This window comes from Rhizobium ecuadorense (assembly GCF_001187535.1).
In the GTDB taxonomy this organism is placed as follows: domain Bacteria; phylum Pseudomonadota; class Alphaproteobacteria; order Rhizobiales; family Rhizobiaceae; genus Rhizobium; species Rhizobium ecuadorense.
Genome location: NZ_LFIO01001394.1, coordinates 1 through 288 on the forward strand (window position 1 = coordinate 1; position 288 = coordinate 288).

Genomic DNA, 288 nt, shown 5'->3' on the forward strand with positions numbered 1-288 from the left:
AATCCTCGGGGACCGGCAAGAGCTTCGGTGGCGGCGGAGCAAGACGGTTCAGCATGTCGAGCGAGAGTTCGGATGCGGGCGCTTCAGGGTCGATGTAACGCTCCGACGCGTCCGATTGACCTCGCTCAACCGGATCTCCGGATGCGTTACACAACTCGACGCCGAACAGATTTGCAAGGTCTTGCGCCGTGCCGCGCGCTGCTTCGATCAGTTCCTTGAACGCCGGGGCCGAATACCAATTCGGATGTGTCAACATCGGCTTTGCTGCCGGTCCCGCGAGCTGGATCG

The 288-nt window shown here is 61.5% G+C and carries 1 protein-coding gene; it reads right to left on the minus strand.

Annotated elements, in window-relative coordinates:
• Window positions 1-256, minus strand: a 256-nt coding sequence (locus AF337_RS29715) for a hypothetical protein (RefSeq protein WP_152971235.1), incomplete at its 3' end; no start/stop codon positions are given.
• Window positions 257-288 lie beyond the last annotated feature (32 nt).